Annotated in this window: 2 protein-coding genes and 1 pseudogene; all 3 read left to right on the forward strand. The window is 55.9% G+C overall.

Translation table 11 applies throughout. The features are described 5' to 3' along the window. A partial coding sequence (locus B5F87_RS20195) for an AAA family ATPase (RefSeq protein WP_242964624.1) occupies positions 1 to 1,884 on the forward strand: 1,884 nt, incomplete at its 5' end. A gap of 94 nt (positions 1,885 to 1,978) precedes the next feature. Next, positions 1,979 to 2,698: pseudogene (locus tag B5F87_RS20200) on the forward strand (type IV secretory system conjugative DNA transfer family protein); the annotation flags it as partial. Between the two features lie 91 nt (positions 2,699 to 2,789). Further along, positions 2,790 to 3,266: recombinase family protein (locus B5F87_RS20205; RefSeq protein ID WP_158097123.1), on the forward strand; the 477-nt coding region annotated here is incomplete at its 3' end.

Below are 3,266 nucleotides of genomic sequence, written 5' to 3' on the forward strand. Positions count from 1 at the left end.
CAGATAAACCGGGCGAACCAAGCCGACCTTGTTTCTTTCCTGCAATCACAGGGCGAGCAGCTTACCCGCGCCGGGAATGAATACCGCTGGAAACGGCACGACAGCTTGACCGTCCGGGGCAACAAGTGGTATCGCCACAGCCAGAGCAAGGGCGGCGGCCCCATTGATTTTGTCATGGAGTTTTTCGGCAAGAGCTTCACCGAAGCCGTGGAACTTCTCACAGGAGAAAAGGGAGCCGCACCGCCGCCGGACAGACCTTGCCCCACGTCCCTTTCCGACTTTCGGCTACCACCCCCAAACAGCGACAACCGAACAGCGAGGAACTACCTTACAGCAGCCCGCCGCATTGATGAAGATGTGACGGGCTTTTTCTTTGCCCGCGGCGATATTTATGAGGACGCAGCCCACCACAACGCCGTATTTGTGGGGCGGGACGAGGACGAAATACCGCGCTACGCCCACAGCAAGGGAACGGCGGGAAACTTCCGGCTTGATGTGAAAGGCAGCGACAAAGCCTTTAACTTCTGTTACCGGGGCGAGGGCGAAAGATTGTTTGTCTTTGAAGCCCCCGTTGACTTGCTCTCTTTCCTCTGCCTGTTCAAAAAGGATTGGCAGAAGCAAAGCTACCTGTCATTGGGCGGCGTGGGAGAAAAAGCCCTGCTCCGCTTTCTCTCTGACCGTCCGAACATCAAGACCGTTTATCTCTGCCTTGACAGCGACGAAGCCGGAAACGACGCTTGCAGCCGCCTTGTGAAGCTCATGCCGGAGGGCTACACCGTCCACCGGCTTATCCCTCTTTTCAAGGATTGGAACGAGGTATTGCAGCACCGGGCAGAAATCACAGACGGGAAGTATTTGCGAGAAGCGGTCTACGGCTTGAAAGAGCCGCCGCAGGAAGAAACCGTTGAGATTATCCGCATGAGCGAGGTGGACACGCAGACCGTCGAATGGTTATGGGAGCCGTATATCCCCTTTGGGAAAGTAACCATTGTGCAGGGCAACCCCGGCGAGGGCAAGACCACCTTTGCCCTACGCCTTGCCGCCGCTTGTACCAACCGCAAGCCGTTCCCCCACATGGCAGTGCATGAGCCGTTCAATGTGATTTACCAGACTGCCGAGGACGGTTTGGGCGACACCATCAAGCCCCGCCTTATGGAAGCCGAAGCAGACCTTGACCGCATTCTTGTCATTGACGAGAGCAAGCAGGGGCTTTCCCTGTCCGATGAGCGCATAGAGAGAGCTATCCGACAGACCGGGGCGCGGCTGATTATCCTTGACCCCATACAGGCGTATGTGGGCGAGAAAACCGACATGAACAAGGCCAACGAGATACGCCCCATGTTCCGCCGCCTTGCCGAGATTGCCGAGCGTACCGGGTGCGCCGTTATCCTAATCGGACACCTCAACAAAGCCGCCGGAGGACAGAGCGCCTACCGGGGTTTAGGCTCCATCGACTTCCGCGCCGCAGCAAGGAGCGTCCTGCTGATCGGGCGCGTGAAACGGGAACCGAATGTGCGCGTTATCGTCCATGACAAATCTTCTCTTGCACCGGAGGGTAAGCCCATAGCCTTTTGCCTTGACCCGGAAACGGGCTTTTCGTGGATAGGCGAGTATGACATTACCGCCGACGAGCTGCTGTCCGGCGCGGGCGGCAACACCGCCACCAAGACCGAACAGGCGGAACGGCTGATACTTGACCTGCTTGCAGACGGGAAAGAGCTTGCCAGCGAGGACCTTGTAAAGGCCGCAGCCGAAGCCGGAATATCCGAGAGGACGGTACAGAACGCCAAGCGCAACATGGGCGGTGTTTTGGGCGCAAGGCGCGTCGGCGGTCAATGGTATAACTTCATCAAGAAGAAGCAGCCACCCGAACCCGCAAGCTGAAAGTGCAAAACGCAGACCCTTTGCACTTTGCACTTTCGCACTTTCACAAGAATTTGCGTCAATAACTCAAAAAAGCACTTGACAAAACGCTTCATGGGGCACCCATGAGGACATCGCACCCTACATCGACCCGGTGTTCCAGAACAATGTGATTCTGACTAAAACCGAGAGCCTGACCATGAACAGCCGCCCCAAGGACCCCAAGACCGCCAGAAACAAAAATGTGCTGGTGATCGGTGGCTCCGGTTCCGGCAAGACCCGCTTCTGGCTGAAACCGAACCTGATGCAGATGCACAGCTCCTATGTGGTGACAGACCCAAAAGGCACCATCCTGGTGGAGTGCGGCAAAATGCTTCAGCGCGGCACACCCAAGCTGGGCAAGGACGGCAAGCCCATGAAGGATAAGCACGGCAAGGACATCTATGAGCCTTATCGGATCAAAGTCCTCAATACCATCAACTTCAAGAAGTCCATGCACTATAATCCCTTTGCCTACATCCACTCCGAAAAGGACATCTTGAAACTGGTCACGACGCTGATCGCCAACACCAAGGGCGAGGGCAAGGCCGGGGACGATTTTTGGGTTAAGGCCGAGACGCTTTTGTACTGCGCCCTCATTGGGTATATCCACTACGAGGCCCCGGTGGAGGAACAGAATTTCTCCACCCTCATCGAGTTCATCAACGCGATGGAGGTCCGGGAGGATGACGAGGAGTTCAAGAACCCCGTGGACCTGATGTTTGACGCGCTGGAGGCAGAGAAGCCCAACCACTTCGCCGTCCGTCAGTACAAAAAGTACAAGCTGGCTGCGGGAGATGTATGCTCTAAGTGACTTCTTAATCATGGTTTTTGTCATGGTTAGTGAAGCAGTCACTTAGAGCATTTTCATTTCAGGAGGTACAGCCATGAGAAACGAGAAAATCACCCCTCTGTATGAGCGTTTGAGCCGTGATGATGAGTTACAGGGCGAGAGCAATTCCATCTCCAATCAGAAAAAGATGTTAGAGGACTATGCCCGCCGGAATGGTCTGCCGAACCCCACCCACTTCACCGATGACGGCGTATCGGGAACCCGTTTTGACCGCCCCGGCTTTCTGGCGATGATGGAGGAAGTCGAGGCCGGACGGGTGGAGGCCATCGTCGTAAAAGATATGAGCCGCCTGGGGCGTGACTATCTGAAAGTCGGTCAGGTCATGGAGATTTTGCGGCAGCGCGGTGTCCGGCTGATCGCCATCAACGACGGTGTGGACAGTCTGAAAGGTGATGATGATTTTACGCCCTTCCGCAACATCATGAACGAGTTTTACGCCCGCGATACCAGCCGGAAAATCCGCTCCGTGTTCAAGTCCAAGGGCATGAGCGGCAAGCACCTGACCGGCACC

This window comes from Eubacterium sp. An3 (genome assembly GCF_002159465.1).
GTDB lineage: Bacteria > Bacillota > Clostridia > Lachnospirales > Lachnospiraceae > Anaerobutyricum > Anaerobutyricum stercoris.